Here is a 23,028-nt window from a genome sequence, read left to right as displayed (position 1 = left end):
TCTGGATTTTTGTCGCTGTGGCGCAGCACCTATTGGACGGGGATGCGCCATGAATGTCGAAGGGATTGTCGCCCTGCCGGAAGCCGGGGCGCCGCCTGCGGAGGAGCATACAACCGTCCGCCTGCCCCGCCCCGAGCGTCCCGGCGAACCCGCTCTAATCCAGAAAAGCCAGCGCCTCACCTCAACCCTGGACCATGCCGAGGTTGGGATCGCGGAAATCGATGCCGAAGGGCGCTTCCTGCGGGTGAACGCGCATCTCTGCGACCTGACCGGCTTCAGCCCCGAGAACCTGATCGGCGTTTCGCTTTTCGACACGACTTTTCCCGAGGATGTGGAGAGCGACCGCAGCCAGTTCCGCCGCCAGGTGGCCGGCGAAATCGACCGCTACACCCTGGAAAAGCGGATCCGACGCAAGGACGGGAGCTATTTCTGGGCCTCGATCAATTCCACCAGCGTGCTCGACCCGGCCGGACAGTTCCTCTACGCCGTCCGGGTGCAGCTCGACATTTCCGACCGCAAGCGGGCGGAAGAGGCGCTGGCCCGGCGGATGGAGGAGCAGAGTGCCCTCTTCGCCTTCACCGAGGCGATACAGCATGCGCGATCGCCGGAGCAGGTGCATGCGGCGGCACTCGACGCCATTTTGCGGGCCTTGCGCTGCGATCGGGCCGCCATCCTGCTGGCCGACCGCGCCGGGACCCTGCGCTTTGCCGCGGCGCGCGGCCTCTCGGAGGAATACCGCCGCGCGGTCGAGGGTCACTCCCCCTGGTCGCCGGGGGAGACTCAGCCGCAGCCCGTGCGGATCGAGGATGTCGCTGAGGCCGATTTGCCCGCGGCGCTGAAACAGAGCATCGCGGCCGAGGGCATCGGCGCCTGCGCCTTCATCCCGCTGCTGCAGAACCGGCGGCTGCTCGGCAAGTTCATGGCCTATTACGATGCGCCGCACGCCTTCAGCGAGGCCGAGATCGACGTCGCGGTCACCCTCGCCCGCCAGCTCGGCTTCGGCTTGGAACGGATGCAGGCGGAGCGCGCCGCCCAGCGCCTGGCGGCGATCGTCGAATCCTCCGACGACGCGATCATCAGCAAGAGCCTGGAAGGCATCATCCAGACCTGGAATGGCGGCGCCGAACGGATCTTCGGCTACCGGCCGGAGGAGATCATCGGCCGCTCGGTGAATGTGCTGATCCCCGAGGACCGCCAGGACGAGGAGCCGAAGATCCTGGCGCGCATCCGCGCCGGCGAGCGGTTCGATCATTTCGAAACGGTCCGCCGGCACAAGGACGGCCATCCGATCAACATATCGCTCACCATCTCGCCGATTCGCGATGAATGGGGCCGGATCATCGGCGCTTCCAAGATCGCCCGCGACATCACCGAGCGGAAGGAAGCCGAGGCGCGCCTGCGCGACAGCGAGCAGCAGCTGAAAGACCTGCTGGCGGCGATCCCGGCCGCGATCTACACGACCGACGCAGAAGGCCGCGTCACCTATTTCAACGACAGGGCCGTGGAGCTGGCCGGCCGCGTCCCGGTCATAGGCAGCGACGAATGGTGCGTCACCTGGAAGCTCTATTGGCCCGACGGCACGCCGCTGCCGCACGACCAGTGCCCGATGGCGGTGGCGCTGAAGGAAGGCCGGGCGATCCGCGACGCCGAGGCGGTCGCCGAGCGGCCGGACGGCACGCGGGTGCCGTTCATCCCCTACCCCACGCCGCTCCGGGATGCGAAGGGCCGGATCACCGGCGCCATCAACATGCTGGTCGATATCAGCGAGCGAAAGCAGGCGGAGACGCAGCAGCGCATCCTGCTGAACGAGCTCAATCACCGGGTCAAGAACAACATGCAGATGCTGCAGTCGCTGCTGGCGAGCGCAGCCAGGAACACGCAGAACGTGGAGGCGAAGCTGGTCCTCGGCGAAGCCAGCGACCGCCTGGCGGCGATGGCGGCGGCCCAGCGCGTGCTCTACGGCACCACCGACGCGACGCATTTCGACGGCCAGGAATTCCTGAACGCGGTCTGCAAGACCTCGCAGCATGCTTTCCCGGCGGATATCCTGATCGAATGCCGGTCGGACGTGGGCCGGATGCCGAACGATTCAGCCATGCCGCTCGCGCTCATCCTCAACGAGCTGCTCACCAATGCGGTGAAGCATGGCATGAAGAGCCGCCCGGGCCGCATCCTGGTGCAGCTGGAGCGCGAGGGCGAAGGATTCAGGCTCACGGTCGAGGATGAGGGCCCCGGCTTCGAGCTGGAAACGGTGGTGCGCCGGTCCTCCGGCCTGCAGCTGGTCCAGGGTCTCGCGCGCCAGCTCCGCGGCCGCTTCGAGACGGCGCGAAATCCGGCGCGCTGCATCATTCATTTCTCCTAGGGGTGCGCCGTGTCGCAACGAACCCGATCGATGGGACTGTCCAGCTTCCACGCGGCGCCGAACTTGTCGACCAACCCGGCGCCGCGCTTCGCCCCGGATGAAAGGTCGGGTGCCGCAAGGCCCGCGACCATCCAGGCGCCGGTCCTGGTGGTGGAAGACGATTTTCTGGTGGCGATGCAGATCGAAGCCGCGCTGACCGAAGCCGGCTTTGCTTTGACCGGCACCGCGGCCTCGGGCGAGGAAGCGATCGCCATTGCCGCCGCCGTCCGACCGGGGCTGGTGCTGATGGATATCCGCCTCGCCGGAAGAATGGACGGGGTCGAGGCGGCCCTGGAGCTGTTCCGCAAGCAGGGGATTCGCTGCATCTTCGCGACCGCGCATCACGACCCGGAAGTGCGCCGCCGCGCGGCGCCCGCCGAGCCGCTCGGCTGGCTCGGCAAGCCCTATTCGATGCCGGCCCTGCTCGAGGCGGTGCGCCAGGGCTTCGCCGACCTAGACGCGGATTTGCGTTGATCCAACGCTTGTAGCCGCACCCTTCCGGCGGGCATTCTCACCGGCGAGCATTCCCTCGCAGAGAGTCCGCCGATGAACAATCCCCTGGAACCCGCCATCCCCAGCGCCGCCGCCCCCAGCGCCGCCGCCCGGGCGCTGGATCGGCTGCTGGCGATCATGGCGCGGCTGCGCGATCCCAAGGACGGCTGCCCTTGGGATCTGGAGCAGAGCTTCCGCACCATCGTGCCGCATACGATCGAGGAAGCCTACGAGGTCGCGGATGTGATCGAGCGCGATGACATGAAGGCGTTGCCGGGCGAGCTCGGCGATCTGCTGTTCCAGGTCGTGTTCTATTCCCAGATGGCGTCGGAGGCCGGGCATTTCCGGATGGAGGATGTGCTCGCCGCGATCAACGACAAGATGATCGCGCGCCATCCCCACGTCTTCGGTTCGGCCAGCATTGAGACCGCCGCGGCGCAGACCGTCGCCTGGGAAGTGCAGAAGGCCAAGGAACGGGCGGCAGAAGCCGCGGCGGCCGGGCGCGCCGTCAGCGTTCTGGACGGCGTCGCCGCCGGCCTCCCTGCCCTCACGCGCGCGGAGAAGCTGCAGAAGCGCGCGGCGCGGATCGGTTTCGACTGGCCCGAGGCGGCGCCCGTCATCGACAAGGTCGAAGAGGAAATCGCTGAATTGAAGGCCGAATTGGGCGACCGAAACCCCGAGCGGCTTGACGAAGAGTTGGGCGATCTGCTGTTTGCTTGCGCCAATCTCGCCCGGCATCTGGGTGTCGATCCGGAAGGCGCGCTGCGCCGCGCCAACCAGAAATTCGAGCGCCGGTTCAAGCGGATGGAGGCCCTGGCCGGCGCTGGAAGCGGGTCAGGAGGGGGACAGGTCGCGATGCCAACATCCCTGGAGCAGCTCGAGGCATTGTGGCAGCGCGTGAAGGCCGAGGAAGCCAAGCCCGCGTCCCGCTGACACCGCCGCGGCCATTTCCGGCCGGGCGCCGCGCCTCGGTCCTGGAAGTGGAATGAACGGTCTGGCTCTGCCTTCGCATCGCGTCGCCGCGCCGGCGCCGCTCTCGTCACCGATCGACAATCACCTTGGCGACGTGCCGCTCGGCCTGCTGGCGCGCCGGCTCGAAGCGCGCGCCTTGCGCCGGCTGCCCTGGCCGGACCGGCTGCGGCGCATCCTCGGCATCCGCCTGCTCGACGCCCTGCGCATCGCCTGGTATGCCCCGCGCCTCGCGCCGCAGGTCCGCGCGCAGACCGGCATCTCGGTCGCGCGTCAGTTCGCCGTCCTGCTGCGCCTCGCCTTTGGCAAAGGCATCGACCCGTCGATCTACTATCTCGAGGAGCTCTATAAGCCGGGCGCGCTCGATGCCGTGGACCAGTATTTCCTGCGCCGTGAGGTGAAGGGCAAGCTGCTCCGCCATTTGCACCGATTGCAGCCGCCGGCGGCCGAGCGCCGGATCAATCTCGGCGACAAGCTCCAATTCCTCGCCTGGTGCGCCCGCACCAGCCTGCCCCATGCGGCGCCGCTGATGCTGATCGAGGACGGTCGCGTCGTCTGGCAGAGCGGCAACCTGCTCGATCTCGACCAGGACCTCTTCGCCAAGCCGAGGGTGGGCCGCGGCGCCCGCGGCGTGCAGCTCTATCGCCGGATCTCCGCTTTCCGCTACGAGGCGGAGGACGGGCGGCATCTGACCTTGGGCCAGATCGTCAGCGACCTGATCCGCCGCTTCGACGTCGGAAACGTGATGGTCCTGCCGCGGCTCCACAATCATCCGGAGCTCGAGGGCCTGGCCGGCCGGTCCCTGATCACCATCCGGGCCGTGACCTGCCTCGATGAGCGGCAGCAGCCGGAGCTGGTCCTTGCTTACTTGCGCGTGCTGACCAAGCTCGAGCCCGACTGGCCGGTGAAGAAGCCGATCGCCGAATATGCCTCGGTCATCGACCTGGAGGATGGGCGCCTCTCCGCCATCACGGGCGATCAGCCGGAATGCCTTTCGGACTGGTATGACCGGCATCCGGTCACCGGCGTCGCCGTCAAAGGCCGCGTCGTACCCTGCTGGCCTGCCGTGGCCGCGCTGGCGGAGCGCGCCCATCGGGTGACGCGCGACCGGATCCTGGTCGGCTGGGACATCGCGATCACGCCCTCAGGCCCGCTGCTGCTCGAGGGCAATTCCTATCCCGACGTGCATTATCCGCAACGCATCTACCGCCAACCCTATGGCGAGATGCGCATCGGCGCCCTGCTCCGCCACCATATGGAAAGGCTTGAGCGGAAATGGGCGGAGGAGAAACGCTCGGCTTAGGGTCGGGCGACGAGATCCATCAGGCTCGAGGTGTCCCAGCGATTGCCGCCGCGCTGCTGCACCTGGGCGTAGAACTGGTCGACCAGGGCGGTCACCGGCAGCCGCGCGCCGTTGCGATGCGCTTCCGCGAGGCAGATGCCGAGGTCCTTGCGCATCCAGTCGACCGCGAAGCCGAAGTCGAACTTGCCCTGGACCATGGTATGGGCGCGGTTCTCCATCTGCCAGGACTGCGCCGCGCCCTTGGAGATCACCTCGACCACCTTGGTGGTGTCGAGCCCGGCCTTCATCGCGAAATTCATGGCTTCCGCCAGGCCCTGGACCAGGCCGGCGATGCAGATCTGGTTGACCATCTTGGTGAGCTGGCCGCTGCCGACCGGCCCCAGCAGCACGCAGGCCTTGGCATAGGAGTCGATCACCGGCTTGGCGCGGTCAAAATCCTGCTCACTCCCGCCGCACATCACGCCGAGCTTGCCGTTCTCGGCACCCGCCTGGCCGCCGGAGACCGGCGCATCGACAAAGCCGATGCCGAGTTTGGCGCCGGCCGCCGCCAGTTCGCGCGCGACTTCCGCGGATGCCGTCGTATGGTCGACGAACAACGCACCCTTCGCCATGCCGGCGAAGGCACCGTCACTGCCGAGCACCACGCTGCGCAAGTCGTCGTCGTTGCCGACGCAGGCGAAGACGATCTCCTGGCCTTTGGCGGCCTCGCGCGGGGTCGCGGCGGAGCCGCCCTTGTGGGTCTCGACCCATTTGGCGGACTTGGCGCCGGTGCGGTTGTAGACCGTCACATCATGACCGGCCTTCTTCAGATGGCCCGCCATCGGGAAGCCCATGACACCGAGGCCGAGAAACGCAACCTTCATTATCCCCTCACTCTTGAACAAGCTTGGCTTGAATATGCTTGGCTCTATTCCGCGGCGAGCATGCGGCGGTGCACCTCGTCCCAGGTCGCGCGATCGCGCGCGGCCAGGATGCCGGTGGCGCCTTCCGCCTGGCTCGGGCGATAGCCGTCGCTGTTGAAATAGCCGATATGGCCGCCGAGCTCCTCGATCACCGCGCCGCCCGGCGCGTGGTCCCAGGGCATCACGCCGCTGAACATCAGGAAATCGACCTCGCCGCGCGCGAGACGCAGGTATTCGAGGCCGGCGCAGCGCACGCTCTTCACCTGCTGCACGCGGTCGCGGCGCTGCATCACCCGCTGCGCGGTCGCGCGATCACCCTTGGAGCCGACCGCCAGAATGCCGCGATAGCGATCGGTCGCGGGCGGCGGCGCGAGGCGCTTGCCGGCGCTCCAGGCGCCGCTGCCTTTGACCGCGTAGCTCGTGGTGTCGGTCACCGGGTCGTAGATCCAGCCGCCGAGCACCCGGTCGCGCTCGATCAGCGCCATCATGGTGCAGAATTCTTCCTTGCCCTCGGCGAAATTGGCGGTGCCGTCCACCGGGTCGATGACCCAGACCGGCTGGTCCGATGCCAGGCGCCGCATCACCGAAGGATCGCGGGCGCAATCCTCCTCGCCGACCAGCAGCGATCCCGGCAGCAATGCCGCCAGCTTCGGCGCCAGCGCGGCTTCCATCGCCTCGTCGGCGACGGTCACGAAATCGCCGGGGCTCTTCTCGCGGATTTCATGTTTCTGCAGCTGCCGGAAGCGGGGCAGCACTTCGACCCGGGCGATGTCGCGCAACAGCGTCGCGACCTTGCTCGGATCCGGGACCTCGGTCACGGCGGCGATGCTCATCCCCGGCCCTCGATCCAGTCGCGGATGGTCGCTTCGTCGTGGAGGTAGTTCTCGCCGGACATGACGTCCAGGCTCGCCGAAAGCCGCAGCAGGTGCCACATCTCGGGATCGACCGCGTCGGTGTCGAGTTCCTCGATCTCCTCCTGCACTTCGCTCGCCCATTCGGCCGCCGCCGTGCGGCTGGTGTTGCCGTCCAGCACCGCCTGCAGCAAGGCGACGATCTCCTCGCGCGTCGGAACCGCGATTTCAGCCATGGTCTCGCTTCGCCTCCTCGTTCTCCTGCTCCGGCGCCACGCCGTAGCGGCGCTCGAACCGCTCGCTGTCCGCCGGCGTGAGGCGCACGGTCAGTTCATAATAGTCGGATTCGTCCCGCCGCTCCTGCACCTCGCCATGCTCGTAGAGCCAGGCCCCGGCGGCGCCTTGCTGGTGCGGCAGCCGGTAGGTCAGCGTGAACTGGGTATGGCGCAGCCGCGATTCGATCATGCCGATCAGCCGGTCGCAACCTTCGCCGTTGATCGCGGAGATCGCGACCACCGGGTGATGCCGCTTGGCCTGTTCGAGCAAGGCCTCGCGTTCCTCGGGCTCGATCCGGTCGATCTTGTTCAGCACCTCGATCATCCGCTCGCCCTCGATGCCGCCGACGCCGAGGCTTTGCAGCACGGCTTCGACATCGGCCTTCTGGCCCTCGGTCTCGGGATGCGAGGCATCGCGGACATGAAGCAGCAGGTCGGCTTCCAGCACCTCTTCCAAGGTCGCGCGGAATGACGCGACCAGCTCGGTCGGCAGGTCGGAGATGAAGCCGACGGTGTCGGAGAGGATGATCTCCCGCCCGTCGGGCAAGGTGATCCGGCGCATGGTCGGGTCGAGCGTCGCGAACAACAGGTCCGCGGCGAGCACGCCGGAACCGGACAGCCGGTTGAAGAGGGTCGACTTGCCGGCGTTGGTGTAGCCGACCAGCGCCACCACTGGGTAAGGCACGCGGCGGCGGGCCTTGCGGTGCAGGCCGCGGGTACGCTTCACATCCTCGAGGTCGCGCTTGTTGCGGATGATGCGTTCGTCGATCAACCGGCGATCGATTTCGAGCTGGCTTTCGCCCGGACCGCCGAGGAAGCCGAAGCCGCCGCGCTGCCGTTCGAGATGGGTCCAGGACCGGACCAGGCGGCTGCGCTGATAGGTCAAGGCCGCAAGCTCGACCTGCAGCTGGCCCTCCCTCGTGCGTGCGCGTTCGCCGAAGATCTCCAGGATGAGGCCGGTCCGGTCGATCACCTTGCACTTCCAGGCGCGTTCGAGGTTGCGCTGCTGGATCGGCGTGATCGCGCCGTCCATGACGACGACCGCGATCTCCTGCTCGGCGATCAACGCGGCCAGGCGATCGACGCCGCCTGACCCGATCAAGGTCGCTGGCTTCGGCTCGTTGATGCGCACGATCTCCGCCGCGACGACGTTGAGGTCGATCGCGCGGGCAAGCCCCGCGGCCTCCTCCAGCCGGCTCTCCGGCGAGCGGCCGCCGGAATAGACGGCGCGCGGGCCGGTCTTGAACGAAGGATGCAACACCAGCGCGCGGTCGTGATGGCGCACGCCGTCGCCGTCCACCATCGGCCGGTTATCAGAATGCGGTGCGCCGGTCACTGCTGCCCCTCGTCAGCGGCGAAGGTGGGGGCGAAGGTGGGACGGGGAGGCGTCAAGCCTCCTCCGCCTCCTTGGCACCTTCGAACAGCTGCAGCGGACCCGCCGGCATGATGGTCGAGATCGCGTGCTTGTAGACCAGCTGCGAATGGGCGTCGCGCCGGAGCAGCACGGAGAAGTTGTCGAACCAGGTGACGATGCCTTGGAGCTTCACGCCGTTCACCAGGAAGATGGTGACCGGCATCTTGTTCTTGCGGATGTTATTCAGAAAGACGTCTTGGACGCTTTGGGATTTCTCGTTGGCCATTATTGTCTCCGTCCATTGTTCTTGGGGTTGCCGGTTCTGGGGGCCGAACAACCCAGCGATGGCGGCCAGGGGTTGGTATCTGAGGTTAACCGCCGGAATGACGAGTAACATAATTCCCGATCAGTGCAAACTGCCCGGATCGGAAGGTGGATATGCTGCAAATGCTTGGCAAATGAGGACTATTCCAGCGCCGACGCCCACCTGACTACGGCGCCCGCGGATCAACACACCGGCATTCCCGGTGTTCCGGCGCGCCCGCCGTCGGCACTTGAGACAGGTCAAAACGACGATGGCCGCCGCCCCTTCCGAGGCGACGGCCATCTCTGCGCCGCTCCAGTGTTTTCAGGAGACCGACCGGCGCATGTTGTTTAGACGCTGCCGTCGCCGGCCGCGGATTTGTCGACCCAGATATGGCCGACCAGGCCGGCGCCGCCGCCGCCGCCGCCGCTATGGGTCCCGTCCGTGATGCTGACCGGCTTATAGGCGTTGAGCGCGCCACCCGAAGCCTGGCTGAGATCCTGCTCGGACAGTTCCGAGCCGGTCTGCGCGGCGGGCTTTTCGGCCTTCGCCGCGATTTCCTGCTTCTTCGTATCGGTCATGTCGTCTCCGTCTGCAGAGAGTTCGCGAGCCGCCCGCGGGATTGCCGCTGGCGACGTTCCGCACCGGTTGTGGGAACAAGAGACTTGTCGCGATGGTCGCGGCCGGCGTTCAGGCAAGGCGTGTGATGGCGATCACAGGACCGGGGCAGGCTGCGTAAGCTTGCCTACAGGCGGCTGAAATGAAACGGCCGCCTGCGGGTTGCAGGCGGCCGTTTTTGCAGATGACCGGTCACCCTGGAGCGACCGGGTCATGTCGGCCGTTACGGCCGGCCGCGGCGCTCGACCGCGGTCGGCATGTCGCCGCCGGTGACCTTCTTCAGGCTGGCTTCGGACAACTCGCCCTTCTCGGGCTTGCTGGTTTGCGGCTTCGGCTGCTTCGAATCGGCCATGGCATCTTCCTTGGTTTCGATAACCCGACTGCGGATGCGGCGGGTGCCATCATCCGTCGCCGGTCGCTGCCGGCTGGTTCGAACCGCGCGACGGTGGGCTTGCACCGTCAGGCAGTGCGCAGATGTGCGGCCAGGGATTTGAGGTCCGGGAAATAGAGATCGGGCGCTGCTGCATTGAACTCGCCGGCGGCAGGCGCCGTCGGCCGGACCAGCACAGCCTGGCAGCCGGCATTCTTGGCGCAGAGCATGTCCACATCGGCATCGCCGACCAGCCAGACGTCCTGCCCGGCGATCGGGCCTGGGCTGGCGGTGCCGAGGCCGAGGGCGTGATCGATATGGTCCCGGTGCGGCTTGTCGCGGGCGCTGTCGCCGGCGCCGGCGAGGCGCTTGAAGTGGCCCTGCCAGCCGAGATGCTCGGCTTCCAGGCGCAGGAACTGCCCGCGCTTGTTGCTGACCACGCCGAGATAGACGCCGGAACCGCTGAGTTCACGTAGCAGATCGGCGGCGCCGGGCAGCGGCGTCAGCTGCGTCAGATGGATCCGGCCGAAGGCGTCATAGAAGGCCCGCTCGGCATCCTGCCAGCGGTTGCCGAACATCTCCGGGAAGGTATCGCGCAGGGAGCCGCGCACCTTCGCCTCGGTCTCCTCCCGGGTCCAGAGCGGGCGTTCCATCGCGGTGAAGCATTCATTGAGCGCCGCATGGATCACCGCCCAGCTATCGACCAGCGTGTTGTCCCAGTCGAACAGGATTGCGGCGGGTCGCATCGGCACGGTCTTGCCGCGCTCGGGACTCAAGAGATCGCTCATGCGGCGCTGGCCTGGCGCTCCGCATGGTCGAGATAGAGCTGGCGGAGCTTCTTCGAGAGGTCACCGGGCTTGCCGTTGCCGACCTTCTTGCCGTCGATGCGGGTGATCGGCAGCAGGAAGACGCTGCTGCTGGTGAGGAAGGCTTCGGAAGCTGCCAGCGCCTCGTCCAGGCTGAAGCTCCGCTCGTCGAGCGTGAAATCCGTCGCCTCCAAAAGCGCGAGAAGCGCGCGGCGCGTGACGCCGGGCAGGATCTCGTGGCCGAGCGGGCGGGTCACGATCTTGCGGTCCTTGGTCACGATCCAGGCATTGGTCGAGGTACCCTCGGTGACATTGCCCTCGGGATCGATCTGCCAAGCCTCGTAGGCCCCCTCCTCCGATGCGCGCTGCTTGCCGAGCACGTTGGCGAGCAGGCCGATGGTCTTGATGTCGCAGCGCTTCCAGCGGAGATCGGGGAGCGTGATGACGCCGACACCCTCCTCCAGGTATTTCGCCGGCACGGGTTTCAGCCGCTTGCAGGTGATCACCAGTGCGGGCCGCGCCATCACCGGGAAGGCGTGGTTGCGGGGTGCCACGCCCCGGGTCACCTGCATGTAAAGGATGCCGCGCGCGACGCCGTTGCGCCGCAGCACTTCGCGCAGCACCAGCTTCAGCGCGCGCCGGTCCATGGGTGCAGCGATCTCCAGCTCGCCCAGCGAGAATTCCAGGCGATCGAGATGCAGCTCCTCGTCGATCAGCTTGCCGTTCTGGACCGGCACCACTTCATAGACGCCGTCGGCGAACTGGTAGCCGCGGTCCTCGATATGGACGGCGGCGGTGCGGTGCGGCTGATACTTGCCGTTGACGTAAGCGATCCGGGACATGATGGGGGCTGATCCTGAGAGAGATGGCGATCAGCCTTCCGGCCGCTCGCCTTTGTCGGAGGTGGTGATGCCGAGCGAGCGCAGCTTGCGGTGCAGCGCCGAGCGCTCCATGCCGATGAAATTGGCGGTGCGCGAGATGTTGCCGCCGAAGCGTGTCACCTGGGATTCGAGGTAGCGGCGCTCGAAGATCTCGCGCGCCTCGCGGAGCGGCAGCGACATGACCTCGCTGCCGTCGTTCATCGCGACCGGCGAAAGCGAGACCGCGCCGATATCCGGCGGCAGCATGTCGCCGCGGATCGGATCGTCCGGGCTGCCCGGCGGCATGATCAGCAGCCAGTCGATGACATTGCGGAGCTGCCGCACATTGCCCGGCCAGTCATAGGCTTGGAGAATGGCCAGCGCATCGTCGCCGAGGCGGCGCACCGGAAGGCCGGTCTGGTCGGCGGCGCGGCGCATGAAATATTCCAGCAAGGGCACGATGTCGTCGCGCCGCTCGCGCAGCGCCGGAAGGCGCATCGGCACCACGTTCAGGCGATAGAACAGGTCCTGGCGGAACCGCCCGGCGGACATCTCCGCCTGGAGATCCTTGGAGGTCGAAGCGATCACCCGGACATCGACCTCGACCCGGCTCTTGCCGCCGACCCGCTCGAAGGTCTGCTCCTGCAGCGCCCGCACGATCTTGCCTTGCGTCTCCAGCGGCATGTCGGCGACTTCGTCCAGCAGCAGGGTCCCGCCATGGGCCTGCTCCAGGAAGCCGATCTTGCCCGGCGCGTCGGCGCTGTCGCCGGTTCGCTCGACGCCAAACAGCTCGATCTCCAGCCGGTCGGGATGCATGGTGGCACAGTTCACCACCACGAAGGGGCCGCTGGCCCGCTTGGAGCGGCGATGCAGCATCCGCGCCGCGACTTCCTTGCCGCTGCCGGCCGGGCCGGAGAGCAGGACCCGGCTTCCGGTGGGCGCCACCCGCTCGATCGCCTGCCGCAATTGCGTCACCACCGGCGAAACGCCGATCAGCTCGGTCTCGGTGCCGGAGCGGGCGCGCAGCTCGTCGTTCTCGCGCCGCAACCGCGCGGCCTCGAGGGCGCGCTCGATGATCACCAGCAGCCGGTCGGCCTTGAACGGCTTCTCGATGAAGTCGTAGGCGCCGTTCTTGATGGCGTTGACCGCGGTCTCGATATTGCCGTGGCCGCTGATCATGATGACCGGCAGCTCCGGATAATCGCGCTTCAGGATCTCCAACAGACCCATCCCGTCCAGCGTGCTGTTCTGCAGCCAGATGTCGAGGATCAGCAGATGCGGACGGCGATGGCGCAGCTGCGCCAGGGCGGCATCGCTCTCGGCGGCCTCCCGGGTCTGATAGCCTTCGTCCTGCAGAATACCGGCGATCAGATGCCGAATGTCGGCTTCATCATCGACGATCAGGATGTCCTGCGCCATGCCCGTCTACTTACTCTATGCCGATCCGGCGGCGGCGTGCGCCTTGCCGGAGTCTGCGATATTCAATGCGGTTGCGTCCAACGGAAACGTCACCAGGACCGCGGCGCCGCCGCCTGCCCGGTCGCTGAGCGACAGTGTGCCGCCGTGATCCTCCAGAATCTTCTTCACGATCGCAAGGCCGAGGCCGGTGCCTTTGCTGCGGGTGGTGACATAAGGTTCGGTTAGTCGGTCGCGGTTGTGCTCGGGCAGTCCGCGGCCGTTGTCGTCGATGCCGATCAGGAGACGATCGTCGCTCGGCTTCATCCATAGATGGATCTCGCCCGGCGTCAAGTCGGTATCGCCGCGCGCCGCCTGCTCCTCGAGCCGGTCGTTGATCGATTCCGCGGCGTTCTTCATCAGATTGGTGATCGCGCGGTTGAACTGTGAGGCATCGCAGACCAGCTCGAGCGGACCTTCCGGAATCTCCAGGACGTAGTGAATCCCCGGATGCGCGTTCTGCTGCAGGAAGGCGGCCTGCTTGGCCAGCTCGGCGGCGTCTTCCGGCCGCAGGGCCGGCGCCGGCATGCGCGCGAACGCCGAAAACTCGTCGACCATGCGGCCGATGTCGCCGACCTGCCGCACGATGGTGTCGGTGCAGGCGGTGAACGTGTCCGGATCCTCGGTGATCTGGCGGAGATACTTCCGCTTCAGCCGCTCGGCGGAAAGCTGGATCGGGGTCAGCGGGTTCTTGATCTCATGCGCGATGCGCCGGGCGATGTCGGACCAGGCGGCCTTGCGCTGCGCCGAGAGCAGCTCGGAGACGTCGTCGAAGGTGACGACCAGCTTGCTGCGCCCCTCTTCCTCCGCCTCGGAGACGACCCGGACGTGGAAGGTGCGGTTGATGGTGCCGTGGCTGAACAGGACCTGGCCGTCGGCGGTGCCGGAATTGCGGCTGCGCGCCTTCTCGACGATCTCCGCCATGTCCGGCGAGATCACGCCGAGCGGTTGGCCGATCAGGTTCTCCAGGTTGACACCGAGCAGCTCCGAGGCGGAGCGGTTGGGCAGGTCGATGGTGCCGTCGTCGGCCAGGCTGATCACGCCGGCAGAGACGCCGGACAGCACCAGCTCGGTGAACCGGCGCCGCTCGTCGGACTGCCGGTTGGCGGCGATCAGGGCGTGCTGCTGGCTCTGCAGCTGGATCGCCATCACGTTGAAGGTGCGGCTCAAGGCGGAGAGATCGTCTTCAGCCATGCCGATCTTGACCCGTGCGCTCAAGTCGCCGCTGCCGATCTGCTCCGCTGCCGAGGCCAAGCGGGAGATCGGCTTCACCATCTGCGTGGCGTAGACGATTGCAACCCAGATCGCGGCGGTCAGAACCAGCAAGGCCAGAACCGCCAGGATCAGGCCGACGGTGATCTGCAGTCCGGTCCGGGCGTCTTCGAGCGTGCGGTAGAGATCGACCGCAACCCGGGTCTTTTCGATCGCGTTGACGATCTTAGGATCGGGAGTGCGAAGGACGTAGAGGTAAAGCTTGTTTTCAAGACCCACAGACAAGGATATCAGGCCCACGAAGCCGTCGTCGTTCTTCGTGACCATGAGTTTGCCGCGATCGGCATCGTCGAGAACCGCGTCGCTGAATGTGATCTCTTTCGGCGGTTCGGTGGAACCGCGACCATCGGCGATGACCTGCCCGAGCCTGGTGATCAGCGCGACATCGGTGAGGCTGCGGGTCGCCCGTTGGTAGCCGAGAAACTCGCTGAGCCGGGTTTGGTCGTCGCCGACGGCAATGCCCGATTCGCGCATGGCATTGATAATTCCGGTGATGGCGGTGGCAATCTGGCGACCCTGCTCCTGCTCGTAAGCCTGCGTGACTTGAGTCGAGCCTTCAACCGCGTCCTGCAGGCGGGTGCTGAACCAAGCGTCGAGACTATGATTGAGGAAGGTAGCCGCAAAGATCGAAACCACCGCGGTCGGGATGACGGCGATCAGGGCGAACAGAATGACCAGGCGGGCGTGAAGCTTCGATCCGGTCTGTCCGCGTCGTCGGCTGAGCACCAGCAGGACGAGGCGCCGGATCACGATTCCGGCCAGCGCCAACGTGATCACGATGTCGGTCGTGAGCAGGTAGGTGATGAGGCGATCGGCCTCTTCGCGCGAAGACCAGCCGCCGCGGAACAGCACGTAGATCGTCGCGACGCTGCAGGTGGCGCCCACCGCCATCAGCACGGCGGCCAGGCGCCGCTCCAGGCTGGTGGCGGCGATCCGCTCGAAGATGCTGCGGACGAAGCTCCAGGCGCCGCCGCGCTTGACTGACGGATCGCCCGTGTTGGTCGTGATGGAGTTCACCTCCCGGCCCCTATCACTTCGCGCCCCGGCTCGGCTGCAGGTCGAGCTCGCGCAGCTTCTTGCGCAAGGTGTTGCGGTTCAGGCCGAGCAGCTCGGCCGCGCGGATCTGGTTGCCGCGGGTCGCCTGCAGGGACAGAGCGAGCAGCGGCCGCTCAATCTCGCGCAGGATCCGGTCATAGAGGCCGCTGGCCGGCAGGCCATGCGGGTGGGCCTTGAAATAGCCGTCGAGATGGCGCTCGACCGATTGCGAGAGCGTTTCCTCGCCGCCGTTGGCGCGGGCGGCCGGCGACGGCTCCTGCTCCGCCAGGGCCGCGTTGACGATTCGCCGGTCGATCACGGATTCGCTGTAGAGCACCGCCATGCGCCGGATCAGGTTCTCGAGCTCGCGCACGTTGCCGGGCCAGGAATAGGCCTTCAGCCGCTCGATTGCGGTCGGGTCCAGGGTCTTCGGCATCAGGCCGTCGCGCTGCGCCAGGGTGAGGAAATGCCGCGCCAGGTCGGCGATGTCCTCAGGTCTCTGGCGCAGGGGTGGCAGGCGGATCGGCACCACGTTCAGGCGATAGAACAGGTCCTCGCGGAAGGCGCCCTGCTGGATCATCAGCCGGAGATCGCGATGGGTCGCGGCGACGATCCGCACGTCGGCGCGGATCGCCTGGCGGCCGCCGACCGGCGAGAACTCGCCCGACTGCAGGACGCGCAGCAGGCGGGTCTGGGCCTCCAGCGGCATGTCGCCGATTTCGTCCAGGAACAAGGTGCCGCCGGCCGCCTGCTCGAAGCGGCCGATGCCGCGGTTGACCGCGCCGGTGAAGGCGCCCTTCTCGTGGCCGAACAGCTCGCTTTCGATGAGCTCGCGCGGGATCGCCGCCATGTTGACGGCGACGAAGGGCTTGTCGCGACGCCGGCCGAAATCGTGCAGCGCGCGCGCCACCAGCTCCTTGCCGGTGCCGGATTCGCCGTGGATCAGCACCGTCATGTCGGTGTTCACCAGCCTGGCGATCACCCGGTAGATCTCCTGCATCGCCGGCGAGCGGCCGATCAGCGGCAACGCGTCGGGCCCGCCGGCATGATGGTCGACCGCCGGGACCTCGGGCTCAGGGCGCGCGGGTTCCTTGGTCTCCGCCAGCGCCCGCTCGACCGCGCCGACCAGATTGGTGAGGTCGAAGGGCTTCGGCAGATATTCGAAGGCGCCGCGCTCGGTGGCGCGGATCGCGGTCACCAGGGTGTTCTGCGCGCTCATCACGATGATCGGCAGGTCCGGGCGCCGCTCGCGGATGCGCGGGATGAGGTCGAGCGCGTTCTCGTCGGGCATCACCACATCGGTGATGACGACGTCGCCCTCGCCTTCGCGCACCCATTGCCAGAGCGTGGAGGCGTCGGATGCCGCCCGCACATTATGGCCGAGCTGGCCCAGAGCCTGGGAGAGCACGACGCGGATGGCGCGATCGTCGTCGGCGACGAGGATGGTGGCTGCCATCGGCTCAGCTCCTTACTGCGGGGGTTGCCGCCGCTTCCGGCTCGGGGATCGGTTCGACATCGGCGAGTGGCAGGGAGATCGAGAACACGGTGCGGCGCGGCTGGCTCTCGAACTCGATGACGCCGTCATGCTCGGCGATGATCTTGGCGACCAGCGCCAGCCCCAACCCTTTCCCGCCGACGCGGCCGGTGACGAAGGGGTCGAACAGCCCGTCGCGGATATGCGACGGAATGCCGGCGCCGTTGTCCTGGATCCGCACGGTCAGCGCCAGGCGCGGCCGCGCGCCGGTGAAACGATCGCCGAGCCGCAAGCCGGGCACGAACTGCGTCGCCAGCACGATGTTGCCGCCATGCTCGGGACAGGCCTCGGCCGCGTTCTTCACCAGGTTGAGGAAGACCTGGACCAGCTGGTCCCGGTTGCCCCAGACCGGCGGCAAGGACGGATCGTAGTCCTCGCGGAAGCCGACGTGGCTGGCGAAACCGGCCTGCGCCAGGCGGCGCACGTGACTGAGCACCTCGTGGATGTTGACCGGCGACATCGGCGCCGGCCGCTCGTCGCTCAGCATCTCCATGCGGTTGACCAGGCCGACGATGCGGTCGGTCTCGTCGCAGATCAGCTGGGTCAGGATCCGCCCGTCGGTCTCGACGCGCTTCTCCAGCAGCTGTGCGGCGCCGCGGATGCCGGAAAGCGGGTTCTTCACCTCATGGGCGAGCATCGCCGCCATCGCCTTGGCGGAGCGCGAGGCATCGCGGCTCAAGCTCTGGCGGTTCAAGCGGCGCTCGATGCTGCGGTCCTTCACCACCAGCACCACGTGGCCCGGCTGCTCGGCGATGGGTGCGGCGTCGATGGCCACATGCGCGGCCTGCAGCTTCGGCCCGGACAGCGCCAAGTCCGGCTCGGCCACGGCGATGCTGCCGTTCCGCGCTTCGGCGATCAGCGTGAACAGCGGGCTGTCGCCGGCGATGTAGTCGCTGAGCGCCTTGCCATGAAGCAGGGTGCGCCCGGCGCCGAGCAGCTGTTCCGCGGCATGATTGGCGGCAACGATCAGGTTCTGGGGATCGAGCACGACCAAGGCGAAAGGCACGGCGTCAAGCAGGACCGACCAGGCGAAGGGCATGAGGTCCGTCGCCCTGCGCCGCTCCGAGGTCTGATCCGGCTGAGGGCGCGTGAGGGCGGCGGCAAGGTTCGTCATCTAGGCGGCGGCTCGCTCGATCTGCGGTGTGTAGAAGCTAAGGATCTCAGCTTCCACGGCCTTGGGATCGTCCATGAAATTGATCTTGGTGCGGAACTCGTTGGAGCCGTAGAGGCCCTTCGAGTACCAGGCGACATGCTTGCGCGCGATCTTCACGCCATGCTGCACGCCGTAATGCTCCAGGATCGCGCGATAATGCTCGAGCAAGGTCGCGAGCTGATGGCTGAGCGCGGGATCCGGCAGGCGCTCGCCGTTCTTGAGGAACTGCATGACCTGTTTCAGGAACCAGGGCCGTCCATAGGCGCCCCGCCCCACCATCACGCCGTCGGCCCCGGATTCCTCTTTCGCCTTCGCCGCGTCTTCCAGCGAGACGATGTCGCCGTTCACCACGACCGGCAGCTTCACCGCCTCCTTCACCTGGCGCACGAAGGCCCAGTCGGCCGAGCCGTTATACATCTGGCAGCGGGTGCGGCCGTGCACGGTCAGCATCTGGATGCCGCAATCCTCGGCGATCTTCGCGAGGCTCGGCGCATTGCGGTTGCTGTGGTCCCAGCCGGTCCGCATCTTCAGGGTCACCGGCAGCTTCACCGCCTTCACGGTGGCCTCCAGGATCTTGGCGGCCTTGACCTCGTCGCGCATCAGCGCCGAGCCGGCCTCGCCGTTCACCACCTTCTTCACCGGACAGCCGAAATTGATGTCGATGATCGCGGCACCCCGGTCCTCGTTGAGCTTGGCGGCCTCGGCCATCACATGCGGCTCGCAGCCGGCGAGCTGGACCGACATCGGGAACTCATCGGCGCAGTTGGTCGACATCTTCATCGACTGCCGGGTTTGCCGGATCATCGCCTCGCTGGCGATCATCTCGCTGACCACCAGGCCGGCGCCCTCCCGCTTCACGAGTCGACGGAACGGCATGTCCGTGACGCCGGACATGGGCGCCAGGATGACCGGGTCGCTCAGTGTGACTGGACCGATTTGGATGCTCATTCTCTAAGCACACTTGCGGCGTTGCACAAAATCCAGGCGATAACACCGGAATTATGGCGCGGAAGCAACAGTTTTATACTTGTCTGCTGCGCTGCAAAGCTCCGCCCAAGGAATGAGGCCCCGGGTCGGCTGCGGTCAGCCCATCAACACGTCCTTGACGAACTTCACGCCCGGATAAGCCAGCAATAACAAGAGGTAGCCGACCAGCAGCCAGCGCGCGGCATGGCGGCCCCTGAGGCCGGTGCGGTGGTGCAGGAGCAACAGGGCGACGATCAGGCCGAAGGCCAGGAAAGCCAGCAGGATCTTATGGGTGAGCGCCAGGACGTGCCCGGTTTCAATGACCTCGTTGGCCGCGCCGGTCGCCAAGGCCGCCGCCATCAGCCCGGCCGACCAGGTCAGCAGCCGGATCTGCATCCCCTCGGCCTCGGCCAGGGGCGGCAGGGTCTGGCCGGTCCAACCGAGATGGGCGCGGCGCTTCAAGGCGCGCTCCTGCAGCAGGACCGCCGTTCCGGCGATCGCCGCCAGAGTCAGGGTCGCATAGCTCGCAACCGCCAGCGCCACATGCAGCGAGAACCAGGTGCCGGTCAGCACCACCGGACCTTCGGCATTGGGCGCGCTGGAAAAGGCGATCGCCAGGATCGCGCTCAGGGCCAGGTAAGGCAGCAGCAGCGCGCCCAGGCGATAGGCGCCCGGCCGGACCAGGCAGAGCGCGCCGAAGGCGAGCAAGGTCGCCGCGATGCTGGCCCAGAGATTGGCGGACAGTCCCGGCTGCCAGCCGGCGCTGATCTGCGAGACCACCAGGGCGACCGGACCGGCGATGGCCGCGGCCAGCAGCAGCCACAGCAGCAGATTGCGTCCCAGCCGCGCCGCCAGGGCCGCGGCGGTCAGGGGCAACAAGGCCACCAGGGCGGCCAGCTGGGAGATGAGAGTCGTGTGCATCTGACTATTATGGTTGCCGGACCCCGCCTTGGCAAACGGCCCAGCTTGGCAAATCGCCGCATCCTGACTAGGTTGCGCCCCCATTGAGGACCCCGAATGACGAATGTTGTAGCTTTGGTCGTGGCCGCGGGCAGCGGACTGCGCATGGGCGGCGAATTGCCGAAACAGTTCCTGCCATTGGCGGGAAAGCCCCTGCTGCGCCATTGCCTGGAGACCTTCGCCGCGCATCCCCGGATCGGCGGCGTCAAGGTCGTGATCAACGACACCTACCGCGAGCTCTATGATTCGGCGGCGACCGGTTTGCCGCTGCTCGCTCCGGCACTCGGCGGCGCGACGCGCCAGGCCTCGGTGCGAAATGGCCTCGAGAGCCTGACCGGCAGCCCGCCCGACCTGGTGTTGATCCATGATGCGGCACGGCCCTTCGTCGACGCGCCGACCATCGATCGTACGATTGATGCGCTGCAGGATCACGACGGCGCCCTGGTCGCCGTCCAGGTGGTGGATACCCTGAAGCGCGCCGACGGCAAGTTCAGCGGCGAGACGGTCGATCGCACCGGGCTTTGGCGGGCGCAGACCCCGCAGGGCTTCCGCTTCCAGTCGATCCTGGCGGCGCATCGCCAGGCGGCGACCGGGCCGGAAATGACCGACGACGCCGCGGTGGCCGAGGCCGCGGGAATCAAGGTGGTGCTGGTGCCGGGAATCGTGAACAATTTCAAAGTGACCACCCGAGCCGATTTCGAGCGGGCCGAGCGTATGATGGCGGAACAGCGTGCGGTGGTGCCGTTGGAATACCGCACCGGCAGCGGCTATGACGTGCACCGGCTGGTCGATGGCGACGGCGTCTGGATGTGCGGCATCCTCATTCCGCACAACCAGAAGCTCGAAGGCCATTCCGACGCCGACGTCGCGATGCACGCGCTGACCGATGCGATCCTCGGCGCGATTGCTGCGCAGGATATCGGCGCGCATTTCCCGCCCTCCGACCCGCAATGGCGGGGCGCCCCGTCCTGGAAGTTCCTCGACCTTGCGATGAAGCTGGTCGCCAAGCAGGGCGGCCACGTCACCCATTGCGACATCACCATCATCTGCGAGAAGCCGAAGGTCGGCCCGCACCGCGAGGCGATGATCGCAAGGCTGGCCGAGATCATGGGCATCGATGCACATCGCATCAGCGTGAAGGCGACCACCACCGAGAAGCTCGGCTTCACCGGCCGCGGCGAAGGCATCGCCGCCCAGGCGATGGCCACCGTGGCTCTCCCGCTCTCCTGAATGGACGTAGCGGCCCTCCTGCAGCGCTATCGCGATCTCAAGCTGAAGATCGCCACCGCCGAGAGCTGCACCGGCGGCCTGGTCGCGGGCACTTTGACCGCGGTCGCCGGCTCGTCCGATGTCTATGACCGCGGCTGGGTCACCTATTCCAACGAGGCCAAGCGCGAGCAACTCGGCGTCTCCGCGAGCCTGCTCGAGGCCCATGGCGCGGTCAGCGGCGAGGTTGCCGAAGCGATGGCCAAGGGCGCGCTGCACCGCTCGCAAGCCGATGTCGCCATCTCCGTCACCGGCATCGCCGGGCCGGGCGGCGGCTCGGCCGAGAAGCCGGTCGGCCTGGTCTATATCGGCCTCTGGCGCAAGGACGGCTGGCATCAGGTCGAACGCTGCCTGTTCGACGGCGACCGCGACTCTGTCCGCGCACAGACCGTCACCCGCGCCCTCATCCATCTCTATTCCGCCACGGTGTAGATGAAGCCCAAACGGGTCCTTGGCGTCGATTTCAGCGGCGCCAGCGATGCCGGGCGGAAGATCTGGATCGCGGAATGCAAGCGCGGCCGCGGCAACCGGCTGACGCTGCTCGATCTCTTTCCCGCCGCCGATCTCCCGGACAGCGGCACGGCGCCGGCCATTGCGATCGCGGCGCTGGCGCGGCATGTCGTCAGCCAGCCGGACACGATTGCCGGCTTCGACTTTCCGTTCACACTGCCGAAGTCGGTGATCGACACGCCGCGCTGGGAAAGCTTCGCTGCGGGCTTTGCCGCGCGCTTTCCCGATCCCGATTCATTTCGAGATTGGGCGTTGCGCCGTGCCGACGGGCGGGAGATCCGCCGCGCCACCGACCGTGCGGCCAAGACGCCGTTCAACTCCTACAACCTGCGCATCTATCGCCAGACCTGGTGGGGGATTGCCCATCTGCTCGGCCCGCTGCTGGCCTCCGGCGCCGCCGTCATTCGCCCCTATCAGCCGCTGCCCGCCAAGCCTCACCCGATCTTGATCGAGGCCTGCCCGGCCAGCAGCCTGAAAGCGATCGGCTTCTATCCCGCCTATAAGGGCCGGAGCGGCGCGCATCGGCTCGAGCGCACGGCGATCCTGCAACGCCTGGTCGATGCCGGCTTGATCGATCGGCCGGAGCGCCGCATTCAGCGGATGTTGCTGGACAACAGCGGCGGCGACGCGCTCGACGCGGTGATCGCCGCGGTCGCCACCGCCCATGCCGAGATCGAGGTCGAGCCGGATCCCGACCAGCGGCTCGAGGGAATCATCTACGCAGCGTTGCCGGTCGCGCGCGCAGCATTTTCCTGACGCGGTCAGCACGGCGTCAGTGAAGGGCGCTCATGATCACGGCACCGCGGCAGTGAACAGGACGCCGCAGAGCAACTGGGAAAGGATTCGAGTCATGAAGAGGCATTCAGCCGCCGGCATCCTGCTGGCGGCAACGACGGTCGTCGCCTCCGCGACAGGGGCCGCGGCGGCGACCGCGCCGGTCAAGGTCGAGCTCTGGAACAAGGCGGACGGCAGCCAGGGCATGACCCTCAGCACCGACCATGCGAAGGCCGGCAAGGTCGCCTTCGAGGTGAAGAATTCGTCGACCAGCATGGTGCACGAGTTCCTGATCTGGAAGACCGACCTCGCCTTCGACAAGTTTCCGAAGGATCCCGACAACCCGGCCAAGGTGGATGAGGACAAGCTGAAAGGCGTCGAGGAGCTCAGCAGCGATCTCGATCCCGGCAAGTCCGGTTCGCTCACCATGGACCTGAAGCCAGGGCGCTATGTCGTGTTTTGCAACCAGCCGGGTCATTTCGACGCCGGCATGCATTTGGCCTTCACGGTGACGAAGTAACGGCGACGCTGCCGAAGCGGCGGCCCGGTCCGGCCGCCGCTGGAGCGCTCTCTCGAAGTTGCACGGAAATTGCTTAGA

23 protein-coding genes are annotated in these 23,028 nt (G+C 67.0%); 8 read left to right on the top strand and 15 right to left on the bottom strand.

The features are described from left to right. Nucleotides 1-49 precede the first annotated feature (49 nt). The 4 genes from ACH2CY_RS15370 (at nucleotide 50) to ACH2CY_RS15355 (ending at nucleotide 5,165) form a co-directional block, all read left to right on the top strand. On the top strand, nucleotides 50-2,362 hold the full coding sequence (locus tag ACH2CY_RS15370) for a PAS domain S-box protein (RefSeq protein WP_395020172.1): 2,313 nt from the start codon (nucleotides 50-52) through the stop codon (nucleotides 2,360-2,362). Between the two features lie 30 nt (nucleotides 2,363-2,392). Then, entirely contained in the window at nucleotides 2,393-2,875 is a 483-nt protein-coding gene (locus ACH2CY_RS15365) for a response regulator (RefSeq protein WP_395020171.1), read from the top strand. 72 nt (nucleotides 2,876-2,947) lie between these two features. Continuing rightward, the gene (mazG, locus tag ACH2CY_RS15360) at nucleotides 2,948-3,826 is read left to right on the top strand and encodes a nucleoside triphosphate pyrophosphohydrolase (protein ID WP_395020170.1); all 879 of its coding nucleotides are present in this window, start codon (nucleotides 2,948-2,950) and stop codon (nucleotides 3,824-3,826) included. A gap of 52 nt (nucleotides 3,827-3,878) precedes the next feature. Further along, complete coding sequence (locus tag ACH2CY_RS15355) at nucleotides 3,879-5,165, top strand: sugar-transfer associated ATP-grasp domain-containing protein (RefSeq protein WP_395020169.1); 1,287 nt, start codon at nucleotides 3,879-3,881, stop codon at nucleotides 5,163-5,165. Here ACH2CY_RS15355 and ACH2CY_RS15350 read toward each other — a convergent pair. The 15 genes from ACH2CY_RS15350 to ccsA all read right to left on the bottom strand — a co-directional run bounded on the left by ACH2CY_RS15350 (nucleotide 5,162) and on the right by ccsA (nucleotide 19,841). Beyond that, nucleotides 5,162-6,028, bottom strand: a complete 867-nt coding sequence (locus ACH2CY_RS15350) for an NAD(P)-dependent oxidoreductase (RefSeq protein ID WP_395020168.1) — start codon at nucleotides 6,026-6,028, stop codon at nucleotides 5,162-5,164. The genes ACH2CY_RS15355 and ACH2CY_RS15350 overlap by 4 nt on opposite strands. A gap of 44 nt (nucleotides 6,029-6,072) precedes the next feature. Further along, nucleotides 6,073-6,900: an inositol monophosphatase family protein gene (locus ACH2CY_RS15345; protein WP_395020167.1), complete on the bottom strand. Its 828-nt coding sequence runs from the start codon at nucleotides 6,898-6,900 to the stop codon at nucleotides 6,073-6,075. Beyond that, nucleotides 6,897-7,154: a hypothetical protein gene (locus ACH2CY_RS15340; protein WP_395020166.1), complete on the bottom strand. Its 258-nt coding sequence runs from the start codon at nucleotides 7,152-7,154 to the stop codon at nucleotides 6,897-6,899. Before ACH2CY_RS15340 ends, ACH2CY_RS15345 begins: the two co-directional genes overlap by 4 nt. Then, nucleotides 7,147-8,496 (bottom strand): GTPase HflX, encoded by a 1,350-nt coding sequence (gene hflX, locus ACH2CY_RS15335; protein WP_395020269.1) that lies wholly within the window; start codon nucleotides 8,494-8,496, stop codon nucleotides 7,147-7,149. Before hflX ends, ACH2CY_RS15340 begins: the two co-directional genes overlap by 8 nt. Nucleotides 8,497-8,581: 85 nt before the next feature. Continuing rightward, nucleotides 8,582-8,833: an RNA chaperone Hfq gene (gene hfq / locus ACH2CY_RS15330; RefSeq protein WP_028097099.1), complete on the bottom strand. Its 252-nt coding sequence runs from the start codon at nucleotides 8,831-8,833 to the stop codon at nucleotides 8,582-8,584. Between the two features lie 368 nt (nucleotides 8,834-9,201). Next, entirely contained in the window at nucleotides 9,202-9,432 is a 231-nt protein-coding gene (locus ACH2CY_RS15325) for a hypothetical protein (protein WP_395020165.1), read from the bottom strand. A gap of 260 nt (nucleotides 9,433-9,692) precedes the next feature. Next, nucleotides 9,693-9,821: a hypothetical protein gene (locus ACH2CY_RS15320; RefSeq protein WP_395020164.1), complete on the bottom strand. Its 129-nt coding sequence runs from the start codon at nucleotides 9,819-9,821 to the stop codon at nucleotides 9,693-9,695. A gap of 107 nt (nucleotides 9,822-9,928) precedes the next feature. Continuing rightward, nucleotides 9,929-10,627: an HAD family hydrolase gene (locus ACH2CY_RS15315; RefSeq protein ID WP_395020163.1), complete on the bottom strand. Its 699-nt coding sequence runs from the start codon at nucleotides 10,625-10,627 to the stop codon at nucleotides 9,929-9,931. Beyond that, nucleotides 10,624-11,487 carry a D-amino-acid transaminase gene (locus ACH2CY_RS15310; protein ID WP_395020162.1) on the bottom strand — a complete coding sequence of 288 codons (864 nt, stop codon included), beginning with the start codon at nucleotides 11,485-11,487 and terminating at the stop codon, nucleotides 10,624-10,626. Before ACH2CY_RS15310 ends, ACH2CY_RS15315 begins: the two co-directional genes overlap by 4 nt. 30 nt (nucleotides 11,488-11,517) lie before the next feature. Further along, nucleotides 11,518-12,924 carry a sigma-54-dependent transcriptional regulator gene (locus ACH2CY_RS15305; RefSeq protein ID WP_395020161.1) on the bottom strand — a complete coding sequence of 469 codons (1,407 nt, stop codon included), beginning with the start codon at nucleotides 12,922-12,924 and terminating at the stop codon, nucleotides 11,518-11,520. Between the two features lie 15 nt (nucleotides 12,925-12,939). After that, entirely contained in the window at nucleotides 12,940-15,249 is a 2,310-nt protein-coding gene (locus ACH2CY_RS15300; RefSeq protein ID WP_395020160.1) for an ATP-binding protein, read from the bottom strand. Between the two features lie 13 nt (nucleotides 15,250-15,262). Beyond that, a complete protein-coding gene (gene ntrC / locus ACH2CY_RS15295) occupies nucleotides 15,263-16,723 on the bottom strand; it encodes a nitrogen regulation protein NR(I) (protein ID WP_395020159.1) in 1,461 nt (486 codons plus the stop codon). A 4-nt stretch (nucleotides 16,724-16,727) separates the two neighbouring features. Next, a complete protein-coding gene (locus ACH2CY_RS15290) occupies nucleotides 16,728-17,915 on the bottom strand; it encodes a nitrogen regulation protein NR(II) (RefSeq protein WP_395020158.1) in 1,188 nt (395 codons plus the stop codon). Then, nucleotides 17,916-18,902: a tRNA dihydrouridine synthase DusB gene (gene dusB, locus ACH2CY_RS15285; RefSeq protein ID WP_395020157.1), complete on the bottom strand. Its 987-nt coding sequence runs from the start codon at nucleotides 18,900-18,902 to the stop codon at nucleotides 17,916-17,918. A gap of 135 nt (nucleotides 18,903-19,037) precedes the next feature. Continuing rightward, complete coding sequence (gene ccsA, locus ACH2CY_RS15280; RefSeq protein WP_395020156.1) at nucleotides 19,038-19,841, bottom strand: cytochrome c biogenesis protein CcsA; 804 nt, start codon at nucleotides 19,839-19,841, stop codon at nucleotides 19,038-19,040. A gap of 96 nt (nucleotides 19,842-19,937) precedes the next feature. On the opposite strand from ccsA, the gene ACH2CY_RS15275 reads away from it, so the two are divergent. From ACH2CY_RS15275 to ACH2CY_RS15260, 4 genes are all read left to right on the top strand, one after another. Next, nucleotides 19,938-21,110, top strand: a complete 1,173-nt coding sequence (locus tag ACH2CY_RS15275; protein ID WP_395020155.1) for a bifunctional 2-C-methyl-D-erythritol 4-phosphate cytidylyltransferase/2-C-methyl-D-erythritol 2,4-cyclodiphosphate synthase — start codon at nucleotides 19,938-19,940, stop codon at nucleotides 21,108-21,110. Beyond that, nucleotides 21,111-21,578 (top strand): CinA family protein, encoded by a 468-nt coding sequence (locus ACH2CY_RS15270; RefSeq protein WP_395020154.1) that lies wholly within the window; start codon nucleotides 21,111-21,113, stop codon nucleotides 21,576-21,578. Beyond that, nucleotides 21,579-22,412 (top strand): hypothetical protein, encoded by an 834-nt coding sequence (locus ACH2CY_RS15265; RefSeq protein ID WP_395020153.1) that lies wholly within the window; start codon nucleotides 21,579-21,581, stop codon nucleotides 22,410-22,412. A gap of 94 nt (nucleotides 22,413-22,506) precedes the next feature. Further along, nucleotides 22,507-22,950, top strand: coding sequence for a hypothetical protein (locus ACH2CY_RS15260; protein WP_395020152.1), 444 nt, complete (start codon nucleotides 22,507-22,509; stop codon nucleotides 22,948-22,950). Nucleotides 22,951-23,028 lie beyond the last annotated feature (78 nt).

This window comes from Dongia sp. (assembly GCF_041905885.1).
GTDB lineage: Bacteria > Pseudomonadota > Alphaproteobacteria > Dongiales > Dongiaceae > Dongia.
The sequence above is the reverse complement of the archived record's forward strand: the minus strand, read 5'-3'. Positions and strand labels throughout refer to the sequence as shown.